The sequence below is a fragment of the Rhizobium sp. RAF36 genome (assembly GCF_052114105.1).
Lineage (GTDB): Bacteria > Pseudomonadota > Alphaproteobacteria > Rhizobiales > Rhizobiaceae > Rhizobium.
The window spans coordinates 168,141-182,593 of sequence record NZ_JBFREC010000006.1; the positions used below are offsets into that span (position 1 = coordinate 168,141).

Sequence of the window (14,453 nt, forward strand, 5' to 3'; positions counted from 1 at the left end):
GACATGGGCCGAAAGTTGTTCACCCAAGAACGGTTGTGACAATTTTCGCTTGCATTTGGAAGGCGGTACGTCGCACCTTAAACTCATACGGGTTAAATCATTGAACCGAAGACCGTTGGGATGCCGGCTGCGTTAGTGCCGGTCGACGGCCCTCAACCGCACGCCCTTTTCGGGCAGGGGGCATTTGTGAATATTCATTCGTTGATTCAATTGCTTGTCGTTCTAGAGGAATGCAAGAAGGTCGAGCGTGTCGTCGAGGAGCTGGAGAATGTCCTGCATTCCTACGGCTTCCAATATTATGTGCTTCTGCGCCATCCGAAACGCAGCGTCGATCCCTGGGGCACAGTGCTGGCCGGCGATTGGCCGGAGACCTGGACACAGGTCTATGCAACCAAGAAATATTTCCTCATCGACCCGACCATGCGTTATCTCGGCCAGACGCACCGGCCTTTCCGCTGGCGAGAAGGACTTGCTGCCTACCGGCGCGATCCGCACCAGCGTCGCATGGAGCAGATGATGGCCGACGCTGCACAGCATGGCCTGGGCGACGGCTACGTCTTCCCGGTTCACGGCCGTAGTGGTCTGCTGGGGAGCCTCAGCATCGGCGGCGTCCCGGTCGATCTGTCGCCGGTGGAGATGTCGCTGTTCTGTGGCGTGACCCACAAGGCGTTCTGGCGGCTGCTCGAATTGCGTGGCGACGCCGATGCACTCGATAGCCCGACTCTGATGGAGACACCGCTGACGCGGCGCGAGCTGGAGATCCTGCATTATCTCGCCGACGGCATGACCTCGATCGAAATCAGCAAGCTGCTCAGCATCTCCAACCACACAGTCGACTGGTACATGAACGGTATTCAGGACAAGCTGAAGGCCAAAAACCGTCAACAGGCGGTCGCTCTGGCCTTTAGGTACGGCTTAATTACCTAATGACGGAGAAATTCTATTTCGTGGCGGCAAGGGAAATTGAACTTTCTGTAACAGCACGTTAAGAATTCTCTTCGCGGGTGCAGCATTGCCCGCGTGATCCGTGCTTTGAGGAGAGTGCATTGCCCATTTCCAAGATTCTTGTCGCCAACCGTTCCGAAATCGCCATTCGCGTGTTCCGCGCGGCCAATGAGCTCGGGATAAAAACGGTCGCGATATGGGCAGAGGAAGACAAACTCGCGCTGCACCGTTTCAAGGCCGATGAAAGCTATCAGGTCGGCCGCGGCCCGCATCTTGCCCGTGATCTCGGGCCGATCGAGAGCTATCTGTCGATCGACGAGGTGATCCGTGTTGCCAAGCTGTCCGGCGCCGATGCGATCCATCCAGGTTACGGCCTGCTGTCCGAGAGCCCCGAATTCGTCGATGCCTGTAACGCCGCCGGCATCATCTTCATCGGTCCGAAGCCGGATACGATGCGCCAGCTCGGCAACAAGGTCGCGGCCCGCAATCTCGCGATCTCCGTCGGTGTTCCCGTCGTTCCGGCAACCGAGCCGCTGCCTGATGACATGAAAATCGTCGCCAAGATGGCCGAAGAGATCGGCTACCCCGTGATGCTCAAGGCCTCCTGGGGCGGTGGCGGGCGCGGCATGCGCGCCATTCGCGATCCGAAGGATCTTGCCCGCGAAGTGACGGAAGCCAAGCGCGAGGCAATGGCCGCCTTCGGCAAAGACGAGGTCTATCTCGAGAAGCTCGTCGAGCGCGCGCGCCATGTCGAAAGCCAGATTCTCGGCGATACCCATGGCAATGTCGTGCATCTCTTCGAGCGCGACTGCTCCATCCAGCGCCGCAACCAGAAGGTCGTCGAGCGCGCGCCGGCCCCTTATCTCTCAGAAGCGCAGCGCCAGGAACTGGCTGCCTATTCGCTGAAGATCGCCAAGGCCACCAACTATATCGGTGCCGGCACCGTCGAATATCTGATGGATGCAGATACCGGCAAATTCTACTTCATCGAAGTCAATCCGCGTATCCAGGTCGAGCACACGGTCACCGAAGTCGTCACCGGCATCGATATCGTCAAGGCGCAGATCCATATCCTCGACGGCTTCGCGATCGGCACGCCGGAGTCTGGCGTTCCGAAGCAGGAAGACATTAAGCTCAACGGCCACGCGCTGCAGTGCCGCATCACCACCGAGGATCCGGAGCATAACTTCATCCCGGATTACGGCCGCATCACTGCCTACCGCTCGGCATCGGGCTTCGGTATCCGTCTCGATGGCGGCACGTCCTATTCGGGCGCCATCATCACCCGCTACTACGATCCGCTGCTGGTGAAGGTCACGGCCTGGGCGCCGAACCCTTCGGAAGCGATTTCCCGCATGGACCGGGCGCTGCGCGAATTCCGTATCCGCGGCGTTGCCACCAACCTGACCTTCCTCGAAGCGATCATCACGCATCCGAGCTTCAAGGATAATAGCTACACGACGCGCTTCATCGACTCGACGCCGGAGCTGTTCCAGCAGGTCAAGCGTCAGGACCGCGCCACCAAGTTGCTCACCTACCTGGCCGATGTCACCGTCAACGGCCATCCGGAAGCCAAGGACCGGCCGAAGCCATCCGCAGACATTGCCGAGCCCGTGGTGCCCTACACCAACGGCGGCGCTATCCCTGACGGCACCAAGCAGCTGCTCGACAAGCTCGGGCCGAAGAAATTCGGTGAATGGATGCGCAACGAAAAGCGCGTGCTGATGACCGATACGACGATGCGCGACGGCCATCAGTCGCTGCTGGCGACCCGTATGCGCACCTACGACATAGCCCGCATTGCCGGGACCTACGCACACGCGCTGCCGAATCTGCTCTCGCTGGAATGCTGGGGCGGCGCGACCTTCGACGTTTCCATGCGCTTCCTGACCGAAGATCCCTGGGAGCGGCTGTCGCAGGTCCGCGAAGCGGCGCCGAACCTGCTGTTGCAGATGTTGCTGCGCGGTGCCAACGGCGTCGGCTACACCAACTACCCTGACAATGTCGTCAAATACTTCGTCCGTCAGGCAGCAAAGGGCGGCATCGATCTGTTCCGCGTCTTCGACTGCCTGAACTGGGTCGAGAACATGCGTGTCTCCATGGATGCCATTGCCGAAGAGAACAAGCTCTGCGAAGCGGCGATCTGCTATACGGGCGACATCCTCAATTCGGCGCGCCCAAAGTATGATTTGAAGTACTACACCGATCTGGCCGTCGAGCTCGAAAAGGCCGGCGCGCATATCATCGCGCTGAAGGACATGGCGGGCCTCTTGAAGCCTGCTGCTGCCAAGGTGCTGTTCAAGGCGCTGCGCGAGGCGACCAGCCTGCCGATCCATTTCCACACGCATGATACGTCGGGCATCGCTGCTGCGACGGTTCTTGCGGCCGTCGATGCTGGTGTCGATGCTGTTGATGCGGCGATGGACGCGCTGTCGGGCAATACCTCGCAGCCCTGCCTCGGTTCGATCGTCGAAGCGCTGCGTGGTTCCGAGCGCGATCCGGGGCTCGATCCCGAATGGATCCGCCGTATCTCCTTCTACTGGGAAGCGGTGCGCCACCAGTACGCGGCCTTCGAGAGCGATCTCAAGGGACCGGCATCGGAAGTCTATCTCCACGAGATGCCCGGCGGCCAGTTCACCAATCTCAAGGAACAGGCCCGCTCGCTCGGCCTTGAGACCCGCTGGCATCGCGTGGCGCAGGCCTATGCGGACGCCAACCAGATGTTCGGCGATATCGTCAAGGTGACGCCGTCCTCCAAGGTCGTCGGCGACATGGCGCTGATGATGGTCTCGCAGGATCTGACGGTTGCCGATGTCGTCAGCCCGGACAAGGAAGTCTCCTTCCCGGAATCTGTCGTTTCGATGCTGAAGGGCGATCTCGGCCAGCCGCCCTCCGGTTGGCCGGAGGCGTTGCAGAAGAAGGCGCTGAAGGGCGACAAGCCGTATACGGTCCGCCCGGGCTCGCTGCTTGCAGAGGCCGATCTCGATGCCGAGCGCAAGACGATCGAGACCAAGCTGGAGCGCGAGGTCACCGACTTCGAGTTTGCCTCCTATCTGATGTATCCGAAGGTCTTCACCGACTTTGCGCTGGCGTCGGACACTTACGGCCCGGTTTCGGTACTACCAACGCCTGCCTATTTCTACGGTCTTGGCGATGGCGAGGAGCTGTTTGCCGATATCGAGAAGGGCAAGACGCTCGTCGTCGTCAATCAGGCGATGAGCGGCACCGACAGCCAGGGCATGGTCACCGTGTTCTTCGAACTCAACGGCCAGCCGCGCCGCATCAAGGTTCCGGATCGCGCCCATGGCGCATCGGGTGCTGCTGCCCGCCGCAAGGCGGAGCCGGGCAATGCCGCCCATGTCGGCGCGCCGATGCCGGGTGTCATCTCGCGCGTCTTCGTCTCCCCCGGACAAGCGATCAATGCCGGCGATGTGCTGGTGTCGATCGAAGCGATGAAGATGGAAACGGCGATCCACGCCGAGAAGGACGGCACGATCGCCGAAGTTCTCGTCAAGGCCGGCGACCAGATCGATGCCAAGGACCTGCTGGTATCCTACTCTGCCTAAGTCTTACGGGAGGCGGGCCTGTTGCCCGCCTCCCGATCCCGTCTTGCTGCAATAAACTATCGTGGCCACGCCGTCTTTGGCGCCTTTGGGCTTGCCGGGTTTCAACCTTGGCCTAGTATCCAGACCTTTCCAATCATTTGCGGATCAGGAAAGGGTCACAATGAGCAAGCTCAAAATCGCCGTTATCGTTGGAAGCACGCGTATCGGGCGTTTTGCCGATCATCCTGCGAAGTGGATCTCCGCGATCGCCGCCGAGCGTCCGGAACTGGATGTCGAGGTGCTCGATCTTCTCGATTATCCGATGGCCTTCTTTGGTGAAGCATCGGCCAGCGAGGCCGAAAGCGAGACGGCCGAGCGCTGGAAAAAGAAGCTGCGTGAATTCGACGGCTACATCTTCACGGTCGCCGAGTATAATCACGCCCCCACGGCAGTGCTGAAAAACGCCATCGATCTTGGCGATTTCATCCAGAAACCGGTTGCCTTCGTCGGCTATGGCGGCGTCGGCGGTGCCCGTGCGGTCGAGCATCTGCGGCTGGTCTTCGTCGAAATGAGCGCCGCGTCGGTCAGGACCGGCGTCCACATCAGCTTCCCGGAATATCTTTCCGTCGCCAAGGATGGGAAGAGCCTGAACGACTATCCGCATCTTGCCGAGGCCGCCAAGAACCAGCTCGAGCAGCTGATCTGGTGGGGCAAGGCGCTGAAGGCTGCGCGCGCTGGCTAAGACCGGACCTTGCGCCGCCCGTGCCTAGATATCGTAGGTATGGGCGGCGTTGATTGTCGAGATGAAGCGCTTGGTGCGCTCGCGCTCGGGTGCGGTGAAGATTGCCTTGGCGCTGCCGGTTTCGACGACGCTACCCGCCTCCAGGAAGACGACATTGTTGGCGATCTTCGAGGCGAGACGCAGGTCATGCGTCGCCATCACCATCGTGGTTCCCTCGTTTGCAAGCTTACCGAGAACATCGACCACCTCGGCCGAGAGTTCCGGGTCGAGTGCCGAGGTCGGCTCGTCGCAGAGCAGCACGCGTGGCGACGGGGCGAGAGCGCGGGCAATTGCCACGCGCTGCTGCTGGCCGCCTGACAGCGTCGAGGGCCAGGCATCCGCCTTGTGGGCCATGCCGACCTTGGTCATCAGCTCCATGGCACGCTCGCGGGCCTTTTCTTTCGGCCATCTGAGAACGGTGACCAGTCCTTCCATGACGTTTTCGATCGCGGTCTGATGCGGGAAAAGCTGGAAATTCTGGAAAACCATACCGGTCTGGCGGCGGATCTTCTGGATCGATTGCCAGCCGGTGCGCTTGCCGGGCGCGAAATCCAGCGTCTCCTCGCCGATGCGGACGGAACCGGCCGTTGGAATTTCCAGCAGGTTGATGCAGCGCAGCAGCGTGCTCTTGCCACCACCCGAGGGGCCGACGAGCGCGGTGACGCTGCCTTCGGGAATGCGGATGCTGATATCCTTCAGGATGACGGCGTCGCCGAAGCGTTTTTCGATATTGGAGAGCTCGATCATGCGTTTGCCTCCAGCATGCCGCCATAGCGGGCAAAACGGCGCTCCAGCCGCACCTGCAGCGTCGAAAGGACGGAGCTGAGGACGAGGTAGATGAGAGCGGCTTCGATATAGAGGATCAGCGGCTCATAGGTCGTCGCCACGATGCGCTGCGCGGCCTGGAAGAGTTCCGGCACGGTGATGGCGGCGGCAAGCGAGGTGTCCTTGACCAGCGAAATGAACGTATTCGAGAGCGGCGGCACCGCGACACGGGCTGCCTGTGGGAGGACAGTGCGGGTCATCGCCTGACGCCAGTTCATGCCGATGGAATATGCGGCTTCCCACTGACCCTTTGGCACCGATGAGATGACGGCGCGAATGATCTCGGAGCTGTAGGCGCCGATATTGAGCGTGAAGCCGATCAGGGCAGCCGGGAAGGCGTCGAGCAGGATGCCGATGCTGGGCAGGCCGTAGAAGATGACGAAAAGCTGGACGAGCAGCGGCGTGCCTCTGATGATCCAGACATAGAAGCGGGAAATTGCCGCAAAGGGTGCCGGGCCGAACAGCCGGGCGACGGCCGTTGCCAGTCCGAGGATCAGTCCGAAGGAGAATGAGAGCAGCGTAAGCGGGATGGTGAACTTGATGCCGCCCCACAAAAGGGTAGGCAGCGATTCCACCATCAGTTGAAGCCAATGAGGCACGGGACGACCCTCTGAAAAAGATACGTCCGGCGAAATCGCCGGACGCTCTACACTCTATAGATCAAGTCGATGCGCGGGAAAACCGGCGCAACGGAGTTACTTGGAAACGTCCTGACCGAAATACTTGTCGGCGATCTTCTTGTAGGTGCCGTCGGCCTTGATGTCGACGAGAGCCTTGTTGATCGCTTCAAGCAGTTCCGGCTCGCCCTTGCGGATGATGATACCGGAATAATCGGCATTCTCCTGCTGGGCGACGATCTTCACTGGCGCATCAGGCTTGTGCTTCTTGAAGTCGAGGAAGGAGAGGCTGTCGTTGACGGTTGCGTCTGCACGCTTCGTCAGCACGAGCTGGATCGACTGGTCGAAACCATCGGTGCCGACGAGCTCGGCGCCCGACTGCTCGGCAAGCTTGCCGAAGTTGCTGGTCAGGGACTGAGCGGCCTTCTTGCCCTTCAGATCGGCGAAGGACTTGATGCTGTCGTCGTCGGTGCGGGCGATCAGCACGGCCTTGGAGGCAATGTAGGGCTCGGAGAAGTCGTACTTCTGCTTGCGCGCATCGGTGATGCCGACCTGGTTGATGACGGTGTCGTAACGCTTCGCGTCGATACCGGCGATCAGGCCGTCCCACTTGCCTTCGACGAACTCGGCCTTGACGCCGAGCTTGGCGGCGACGGCTTCGCCGATCTCGACGTCGAAGCCAACGAGCTTGTTGCTGTCATCGTGATAGGTGAAGGGCGCGTAGGTGCCTTCCGTGCCGATCTTGAGAACGCCAGCGGACTTGATGGCGGCGAGGTTTTCGCCAGCATGGGCAGCAAAGGCTGCGGCGGAGATCAGGGCTGCGGTGGCGATGGTCTTCAGGATTTTCATTTTTCTGTTCCGTAAAGGAGGAAATTCAATGCCGCATTGATCGCAGAAAACAAGGCGGTGCGAAGCGTAGAAAACTGCAAAGAAAATTGGCAACTGCGAATATTTTTCTCATTTGCCGCACTTTTAGCGCGGCTTGTTTCAGGGCGTCAATAAACGTGTGCCGATGACCCCATTGCATGCATACGATTATCTGTTTATGCACGTTTGTGTTTGTTTGTGCCTGTTCGTGTCGGGATCAAGGATGAATATGAACGAAATGTTGCTGCGCGAGCGGCAAGGCATCATCTCGCTGAAGCTGCAGACGCATGGCCGCGTGCTGGCAGCGGAGCTTGCCGCCGAATTTGGCGTATCCGAGGATACTGTTCGCCGTGATCTTCGCGAGATGGCGGCGGCCGGACTTTGCGAGCGCGTCTATGGCGGCGCTTTGCCGATTTCGCCGGCAGGCGGCAGTCTGAAGCAGCGAATGAGCGTCGCTTTCGAGCGCAAGCAGTCGCTGGCACAGGCCGCCGTCTCGCAGATCAAGGCGGGATCGACGGTTTTCTTCGATGCGGGCAGCACCAATCTCGCGATCGCCAACGCCCTTCCCCAGGAGATGCTGCTGACAGCGGCCACCAATGCGCCGGCCATTGCCGCAGCGCTGCTCGACAAGACGGGTATCAACGTCATCCTTATCGGCGGGCTGATCGACCGGCAGGTCGGCGGCGCGCTCGGTGCCAAGGCGCTGCGCGACATGGAGCAATTGTCTCCGGATCTCTGCGTGCTCGGTGCCTGCGGCGTCGATCTGGAAGCGGGGGTCACGACCTTCGGCTTCGAGGATGCCGAGTTCAAGCGGTTCGCAGCCTCCAAGAGCCGCCAGGTTCTGGTTGCTGCGACATCGGAGAAATTCGGCACGGCAGCACCCCATAGCGTGCTGCCGGTGGCGCATTGCGAATGCCTCGTGGTTGAGCATGACGCCGATGAAACATTGCTCGCGGCTTATCGCGAGCGCGGGTGCCGCACGGTGCAGGCCGTGGCGGCGAATTGAATTGAAGTGACCTGCCAAAGAGGCAGGCGATAGTGAATGAGACGGGACAATGGATAATCAACTACATGCGATGCCGGGCGTGCAGCGCGGATTCATGCCGAAGAGCCGGGTCGCGGTTTCACTGCTGTTTCTGATGAACGGCTTCCTGGTCGGCTGCTGGGCACCGAAAATTCCGGAATTCGCCGAACGGCTCGGCATCAGCAAATTCGAGCTTGGCCTGATGATCCTGGTCTTCGGCGTTGGCTCCCTGACGATGATGCCGATTGCCGGCGCGAAGATCGCAAAGCACGGCTCGCGCGTCGTCTCGCTGGCGACGGCCGTCTGCCTGCTGCCGATCCTTCTGGCGCTGACCGTTGCGCCCAATGTCATCACCGGCAGCATTGCGCTTTTCCTGTTCGGCGGCTTCGTCGGCGCCATGGACGTTGCCATGAATGCCAATGCGGTGGCCGTCGAGAAGTCGATGCGCCGGGCGATCATGTCGTCCTGCCACGCTTTCTGGAGCCTTGGCGGGTTGATCGGTTCCGGGCTCGGCGGGTTGCTGATTTCCAAGATCGGCGTGCTCGGTCACGCCGGACTTGCGACGGTGCTTGCCGCTGCCTTTCTTGCCGTCGCGTGGCCGATGATGCTTTCGGACCCGCCGCATCCGGATGAGAAGAAGGAAAAGACCCGCCTGCCGATGGTGCCGCTGCCATGGCTGCTCGGCCTGATGGCGCTGTTCTCCATGGTTCCGGAAGGCGCGGTGCTGGATTGGGGCGCACTGTATCTGCGCCAGGAAATGGGCGCATCCGTCGCTCTGTCGGGCTTCGGTTTCGCTGCCTTCTCGCTGACGATGGCGATCATGCGCTTTGCCGGCGATATGGTGCGCGACAGGTTCGGCGGCGTGAAGACGCTGCGTGTCTGCACGCTGTTTGCGATCGTCGGCATGCTGATTGCAGCCCTTGCCCCGACTGCGGAGCTTGCGATCGTCGGCTTCGCCTTCTGCGGCATCGGCATTTCCAACATGGTGCCGATCGCCTTTTCAGCGGCCGGCAACGTGCCAGGCCTGAGGCCGGGGATCGGCATCTCGGTGGTGACGACCATGGGCTATTCCGGAATGCTGGTTGCGCCTTCGGCAATCGGTTTTGTTGCCGAGCATATCGGCTTCTCGACGGTGTTCATGGCGCTGCCGGCCCTTCTGGTCGTCGTTCTGATCTTCTCGAGATTGGCGCGCTATGCCGACGGCGCCTCGGGTGGCGGCCACTAGGCCGCCAACAAAAGTGAAGCGCGGGGCGGTTGACAAGCAGGCAGGCATGATCCACCTGAAAGGCACGATTTTCAAAGGGTCCAAGAGCTCTCTTCATGTCTTCAGCCACGGATTTTGATCCGAAACCGCGCCGTTCTTCCGTTGCCGTCGATGTCGGCGGAGTGATTGTCGGAGGCGGCGCGCCTGTTGTCGTACAGTCGATGACCAATACCGATACCGCCGATATCGACGCGACGGTGGCGCAGGTCGCGGCGCTGTTCAAGGCCGGCTCGGAGATGGTCCGCATCACCGTCGACCGCGACGAAAGTGCCGCTGCCGTGCCGAAGATCCGCGAGCGCCTGCTGCGTCTTGGCATGGACGTGCCGCTGATCGGCGACTTTCATTATATCGGCCACAAGCTGCTTGCCGATCATCCCGCCTGTGCCGAGGCTCTCGCGAAATACCGCATCAACCCCGGCAATGTCGGCTTCAAGGACAAGAAGGACAAGCAGTTCGCCGAGATCATCGAGATGGCGATCCGCTACGACAAGCCGGTCCGCATCGGCGTCAACTGGGGTTCGCTCGATCAGGATCTGCTGACGGCGCTGATGGACCAGAATGCCGAGGCGGGCTCACCGCTTTCAGCACGCCAGGTGACCCGCGAGGCCATCGTCCAGTCGGCGCTGATCTCGGCCAATCTCGCCGAAGAGATCGGCCTGCCGCGCAACCGCATCATCCTGTCTGCCAAGGTCAGCCAGGTGCAGGATCTGATTGCCGTTTATTCGATGCTGTCGGAGCGCTCCGACCATGCCCTGCATCTCGGCCTCACCGAAGCCGGCATGGGCTCGAAGGGCATCGTCGCCTCATCGGCGGCCATGGGCTATGTGCTGCAGCACGGTATCGGCGATACGATCCGCGTGTCGCTGACGCCGGAGCCGAATGGCGACCGGACGCGCGAAGTGCAGGTGGCACAGGAGCTCTTGCAGGTCATGGGCTTCCGGCAGTTCATTCCTGTCGTTGCCGCCTGCCCCGGCTGTGGCCGCACGACGTCGACGGTCTTCCAGGAGCTGGCGCAGAACATTCAGAACGACATCCGCAAGAACATGCCGGTCTGGCGCGAGAAATATCCGGGCGTCGAGGCGCTGAACGTTGCTGTCATGGGCTGCATCGTCAACGGCCCGGGCGAGAGCAAGCATGCCGATATCGGCATCTCGCTGCCAGGCACCGGCGAGACGCCGGCCGCGCCCGTCTTCATTGACGGTGAGAAGGCGCTGACGTTGCGCGGCCCGAATATCGCGGCCGATTTCGAGGCGCTGGTTGCCGACTATATCGAGAAGCGTTTCGGCCAGAAGACCGCTGCCGAATAAGAAGCCAGCCGCTAGATGCGGCTGGTGAGGAGCTTCAGCCCTGCGAAGCAATAGAAGGCGGACATCGCACCTTCGATCCAGCGGCGCAGGCTCTGGTAGACCTTCAGTGCATGCGGGGTCGAGAACAGCACCGCATATCCCATGAAGATTGCAAAGCCTGTCGTCAGGCAGATGGCGACGATCAGCACGGCCACCGAACCCGGTGCGCCCTGCGGCATGCCGAGCGCGATGATGGCGAGCCAGGCAAAGATCGCCTTCGGATTGGTGACGTGGATTCCGTAACCCTTGAGCAGAAGCGCCCGCGCCGATAGCGGCTTCACTTCCTGCGCTTGCTGAAGGCCATTTCCAGCACGCATCGCCTTGAAGGCTTTGTAGGCGAGGTAGAGCAGATAAAGCCCGCCGAAGACCTTCAAAATCTCTAGCGCGATCGCATAGCTATGAAGCAGCGTTGCCAGCCCGAGGGCTGCCGCGCAGGCCCAAGTGAACGAGCCGCCAAAAATGCCAACGCCGATCGTCATCCCCGCCTTGCGCCCCTGTGTCATTGAGGTGGCGACGATCGCCATGATTGCCGGGCCGGGGCTGATGACGGCGATCACATAGGCGATATAGGCCGGAAGGATCTGCGGCAGGTAGGAAATGGTCTCGTGCATGATGGGGCGCTCGTAAGATTTGACGCGCGGACACTGTCATAAAACGCACGCGCCGTCACCCGCACGTCTTCGGCTGCCTGCATTTTGCCGGTCTGCGGTCCCCCGCTCCTTTTCAGCTCTTGCGCTCGGCGATGAAATGGGCGGTGGCGATCAGCGTGCCTGCCTTCTCGCCGTAAGGGGCCAGAAGCTCCACAGCGTCATTTACATGGCGACGGAGTTCAGCTTCGGCCCAGGCGATGCCATTGAGCGCGACCAGTGTTCCCTTGCCGCGTCCGGCATCCTTGCCAGTTGCCTTGCCCATGGTCTCGGCGTCCGAGGTGATGTCCAGCAGATCGTCGGCAAGTTGGAAGGCAAGGCCGATCTTCTCGCCAAAAGCCCGGAGGCGCTTGCGCTCGTCGTCTGCGGCGCCAGCAACGATCGCGCCGGCCTCGCAGGCGAAACGGATCAGGGCACCGGTTTTCATAGCCTGCAATGTAATAATGCCATCGGCGGAGGGCGCCTGCCTTTCCGCCGCTAGATCAAGTGCTTGGCCGCCGGCCATGCCGCCGAGGCCAGAGCCGCGGGCGAGCGCCAGGATCAGTGCGGTCTTGCGGGCGTCGGAAAGCGCGGTCTCAGGCGCTGCGATGATGTCGAAAGCGTAGGTCAGCAGGCTGTCGCCGGCCAGAATGGCGGTCGCTTCGTCGAAGGCGATGTGCACCGTCGGCTTGCCGCGGCGCAGATCGTCGTCGTCCATGGCCGGGAGATCGTCGTGAACAAGCGAATAGCAATGAACGCATTCAAGTGCTGCGCCGACGCGCAGCGCAGTCTCTCTGTCGCCACCGAGCAGCAGAGCGCTTTCGATAATCAGGAACGGACGCAGCCGCTTGCCGCCGTTCAGCACGGCGTAATGCATGGCAGCGCGCAGGCTTTCCGGCCGGGCGATCTCGTCGGACAGAACGTCTTTCGAAAGCAGCGCTTCCAGCAGCGCTTCGATCTCTCTGGCGTTGCTTTTCAACCGTTCGGAAAATGGGTCTGGACTGGCGTTCATGGCCGCTGTTTGGCATGAGCAAAGGCCGCGGCGCAACGGAATTGTAGATGGAGAGATCAAGATTTCCGTTGTGCTCTGGCCTTGGCCTTTCTCAGACGGTATGGAGGACGCAGGGAACAGGTCTGGGCTAGACGTTGGATATAACGCCGCAGAGAGAGGAAAGCATCGCCATGCCGGCTCATCGGCGGATGTATGCATGGCTGCGCGGCCGCTCGCTGCCTGCCCGCATTGTGCTTGGTATCCTGGCTCTATGCATCCTGCCTTATGCGCTGATCATCCTCTATCTCATTCCCTTTATTCATCCGGTCTCGACGCTGATGCTGCGCGATCTCGTGCTTTTGCGCGGCTACGATCGTCAATGGGTGTCACTGGATGATATCTCGCCGGCGCTGGTGCAGTCGGTGATGATGTCCGAAGACGGCCAGTATTGCTTCCACGGTGGTGTCGATTGGGGCGAGATGCGGATGCTGATCGAGGATACGCTGGATGGCGCCTCGACGCGCGGCGGCAGCACGATCCCGATGCAGACGGCAAAGAACCTGTTTCTCTGGAACAGCCGCTCCTTTGTGCGCAAAGGTCTTGAGCTGCCTCTGGCGGTCGCCTCCGATTTTGTCTGGACCAAGCGGCGGCTGATGGAAATCTATCTGAACATCGCTGAATGGGGGCCGGGTATCTACGGTATCGAGGCGGCGGCGCGTTACCATTTCAAGGTTCCGGCGTCCAAGCTGTCTCGGCGCCAGGCGGCGCTGCTCGCCGTCTCGCTGCCCAACCCGATCGACCGCAATGCCGGCAAGCCCGGCCGCGGCCTGAGGCGGCTTGCGGCGGTGATCGAGCGCCGCGCCCAGGGTGCCGGCGATTACATCAGATGCATTTATGATTGAGCTGCGAATAATTCATTGGTGAGCAGGGGCGGCGGCCGGTAGATAGAGCTGAAACGGCGCATGGATCGGCTCATGGACAAGCTCACGCTCTATATCGGCAACAAGAACTATTCCTCCTGGTCCTTCCGGCCGTGGATCGCCATGGAGGCAGCGGGCATTCCCTTCGAGGAAGTTCTCACTCCCTTCGACTTCGAGGCAGGCAACCCGCGCTTCAAGGAATTTTCGCCAACTGGTCGTGTTCCGGCGCTGCATCATGGTGACGTCCGCGTCTGGGAATCGCTTTCGATCATCGAGTATGTTGCCGAACTCTATCCCGAAGCCGGGCTATGGCCGAAGGATCGTGCGAAGCGGGCCGCCGCCCGCTCCGTTTCGATGGAGATGCTCTCCGGGTTCCGGGCCATTCGGAATGCCTGCCCGATGAACATTCGCCGTCCGAAAGGCAAGATTGCGCTTGCCGATGGCGTGATGGCCGACGTCCTGCGTATCGAGACGATCTTTCGGGAGTTGCGGGAGCAATCCGGTGGACCGTTCCTGTTTGGGAGTTTTTCGGCTGCCGATGCAATGTTTGCGCCTGTCGTCAATCGCTTCGATGTCTATGACCTCGTGACATCCGGCGATACGCTGAGCTATATGGCGGCCGTCAAGGCGCATCCCGCCTGGCGGAAGTGGGAAGCGGCTGCGCGCGCCGAACCGTGGATCGTGCCGCACGATGAGGTTTGA

13 protein-coding genes are annotated in these 14,453 nt (G+C 61.1%); 8 read left to right on the plus strand and 5 right to left on the minus strand.

The window, feature by feature from the left end:
• Positions 1-186 precede the first annotated feature (186 nt).
• The 3 genes from AB4Z25_RS21015 (at position 187) to AB4Z25_RS21025 (ending at position 5,232) form a co-directional block, all read left to right on the plus strand.
• Positions 187-927 (plus strand): LuxR family transcriptional regulator, encoded by a 741-nt coding sequence (locus AB4Z25_RS21015; RefSeq protein ID WP_112385917.1) that lies wholly within the window; start codon positions 187-189, stop codon positions 925-927.
• Positions 928-1,046: 119 nt separating this feature from the next.
• Positions 1,047-4,511 (plus strand): pyruvate carboxylase, encoded by a 3,465-nt coding sequence (gene pyc / locus AB4Z25_RS21020; RefSeq protein WP_112540420.1) that lies wholly within the window; start codon positions 1,047-1,049, stop codon positions 4,509-4,511.
• 160 nt (positions 4,512-4,671) lie between these two features.
• Positions 4,672-5,232, plus strand: a complete 561-nt coding sequence (locus AB4Z25_RS21025) for an NAD(P)H-dependent oxidoreductase (RefSeq protein ID WP_112385915.1) — start codon at positions 4,672-4,674, stop codon at positions 5,230-5,232.
• Positions 5,233-5,256: 24 nt separating this feature from the next.
• On the opposite strand, the gene AB4Z25_RS21030 is transcribed toward AB4Z25_RS21025, so the two are convergent.
• The 3 genes from AB4Z25_RS21030 to AB4Z25_RS21040 all read right to left on the minus strand — a co-directional run bounded on the left by AB4Z25_RS21030 (position 5,257) and on the right by AB4Z25_RS21040 (position 7,562).
• A complete protein-coding gene (locus AB4Z25_RS21030; RefSeq protein WP_112385914.1) occupies positions 5,257-6,018 on the minus strand; it encodes an amino acid ABC transporter ATP-binding protein in 762 nt (253 codons plus the stop codon).
• Positions 6,015-6,695 (minus strand): amino acid ABC transporter permease, encoded by a 681-nt coding sequence (locus AB4Z25_RS21035; protein WP_112540421.1) that lies wholly within the window; start codon positions 6,693-6,695, stop codon positions 6,015-6,017. The genes AB4Z25_RS21030 and AB4Z25_RS21035 overlap by 4 nt, the downstream gene beginning before the upstream one ends.
• A gap of 96 nt (positions 6,696-6,791) precedes the next feature.
• The gene (locus AB4Z25_RS21040) at positions 6,792-7,562 is read right to left on the minus strand and encodes an amino acid ABC transporter substrate-binding protein (RefSeq protein WP_112385912.1); all 771 of its coding nucleotides are present in this window, start codon (positions 7,560-7,562) and stop codon (positions 6,792-6,794) included.
• Positions 7,563-7,809: 247 nt separating this feature from the next.
• Here AB4Z25_RS21040 and AB4Z25_RS21045 point away from each other — a divergent pair, with 247 nt between their 5' ends.
• The 3 genes from AB4Z25_RS21045 to ispG all read left to right on the plus strand — a co-directional run bounded on the left by AB4Z25_RS21045 (position 7,810) and on the right by ispG (position 11,175).
• Positions 7,810-8,586, plus strand: coding sequence for a DeoR/GlpR family DNA-binding transcription regulator (locus AB4Z25_RS21045; RefSeq protein ID WP_112540502.1), 777 nt, complete (start codon positions 7,810-7,812; stop codon positions 8,584-8,586).
• A 49-nt stretch (positions 8,587-8,635) separates the two neighbouring features.
• Positions 8,636-9,829: an MFS transporter gene (locus AB4Z25_RS21050; protein WP_112540422.1), complete on the plus strand. Its 1,194-nt coding sequence runs from the start codon at positions 8,636-8,638 to the stop codon at positions 9,827-9,829.
• Positions 9,830-9,924: 95 nt separating this feature from the next.
• Complete coding sequence (gene ispG / locus AB4Z25_RS21055) at positions 9,925-11,175, plus strand: flavodoxin-dependent (E)-4-hydroxy-3-methylbut-2-enyl-diphosphate synthase (RefSeq protein WP_112540423.1); 1,251 nt, start codon at positions 9,925-9,927, stop codon at positions 11,173-11,175.
• 11 nt (positions 11,176-11,186) lie between these two features.
• Here ispG and AB4Z25_RS21060 read toward each other — a convergent pair whose 3' ends face one another.
• Together AB4Z25_RS21060 and AB4Z25_RS21065 are read right to left on the minus strand one after the other, a co-directional pair.
• On the minus strand, positions 11,187-11,825 hold the full coding sequence (locus AB4Z25_RS21060) for a LysE family translocator (RefSeq protein WP_112540424.1): 639 nt from the start codon (positions 11,823-11,825) through the stop codon (positions 11,187-11,189).
• 112 nt (positions 11,826-11,937) lie between these two features.
• The gene (locus AB4Z25_RS21065; RefSeq protein ID WP_112540425.1) at positions 11,938-12,852 is read right to left on the minus strand and encodes a polyprenyl synthetase family protein; all 915 of its coding nucleotides are present in this window, start codon (positions 12,850-12,852) and stop codon (positions 11,938-11,940) included.
• Between the two features lie 134 nt (positions 12,853-12,986).
• Between AB4Z25_RS21065 and mtgA the strand changes: the two genes are divergently transcribed.
• Together mtgA and AB4Z25_RS21075 are read left to right on the plus strand one after the other, a co-directional pair.
• Positions 12,987-13,733, plus strand: a complete 747-nt coding sequence (gene mtgA, locus AB4Z25_RS21070) for a monofunctional biosynthetic peptidoglycan transglycosylase (protein ID WP_442208916.1) — start codon at positions 12,987-12,989, stop codon at positions 13,731-13,733.
• Positions 13,734-13,805: 72 nt separating this feature from the next.
• Positions 13,806-14,453, plus strand: coding sequence for a glutathione S-transferase family protein (locus AB4Z25_RS21075; protein ID WP_112540503.1), 648 nt, complete (start codon positions 13,806-13,808; stop codon positions 14,451-14,453).

Bases quoted from the DNA above. Each gene is read 5' to 3' on its own strand.
- ispG (WP_112540423.1), top strand. From the start codon at position 9,925: ATGTCTTCAGCCACGGATTTTGATCCGAAACCGCGCCGTTCTTCCGTT.
- AB4Z25_RS21040 (WP_112385912.1), bottom strand. From the start codon at position 7,562: ATGAAAATCCTGAAGACCATCGCCACCGCAGCCCTGATCTCCGCCGCA.
- AB4Z25_RS21030 (WP_112385914.1), bottom strand. From the start codon at position 6,018: ATGATCGAGCTCTCCAATATCGAAAAACGCTTCGGCGACGCCGTCATC.
- AB4Z25_RS21050 (WP_112540422.1), top strand. From the start codon at position 8,636: ATGGATAATCAACTACATGCGATGCCGGGCGTGCAGCGCGGATTCATG.
- AB4Z25_RS21025 (WP_112385915.1), top strand. From the start codon at position 4,672: ATGAGCAAGCTCAAAATCGCCGTTATCGTTGGAAGCACGCGTATCGGG.
- AB4Z25_RS21060 (WP_112540424.1), bottom strand. From the start codon at position 11,825: ATGCACGAGACCATTTCCTACCTGCCGCAGATCCTTCCGGCCTATATC.
- AB4Z25_RS21065 (WP_112540425.1), bottom strand. From the start codon at position 12,852: ATGAACGCCAGTCCAGACCCATTTTCCGAACGGTTGAAAAGCAACGCC.
- AB4Z25_RS21075 (WP_112540503.1), top strand. From the start codon at position 13,806: ATGGACAAGCTCACGCTCTATATCGGCAACAAGAACTATTCCTCCTGG.
- AB4Z25_RS21045 (WP_112540502.1), top strand. From the start codon at position 7,810: ATGAACGAAATGTTGCTGCGCGAGCGGCAAGGCATCATCTCGCTGAAG.